We start from the raw sequence: 233 nt of genomic DNA on the forward strand, positions 1-233 counted from the left end.
TCAAGAAGGTTATTTAGCCCTTGAAAACGAAGCGCTTACCCACCCAGATGCCTATGCTGCAAAAGGGCTTGGATTATTAGTTGATGGTTGCTCAGATCAAAAACTGCGCGATACGTTAGAAATAGATTTACTGTTAGAGCGCGAACGTCTGCTAGAGGCAAGTCGTGTTTATGAAGCTATGGGCGGTTATAGTCCGACCATAGGTATTTTAGGGGCCGTGCTTGGTCTTATTC

General features: G+C 45.1%; 1 protein-coding gene. It reads left to right on the forward strand.

What is annotated here, in order from left to right; all coding sequences use genetic code 11:
• Positions 1 to 233: MotA/TolQ/ExbB proton channel family protein (locus tag AAEY78_RS15120; RefSeq protein ID WP_352340337.1), on the forward strand; the 233-nt coding region annotated here is incomplete at both ends.

Source organism: Psychrobacter sp. 16-MNA-CIBAN-0192, from assembly GCF_040309565.1.
GTDB lineage: Bacteria > Pseudomonadota > Gammaproteobacteria > Pseudomonadales > Moraxellaceae > Psychrobacter.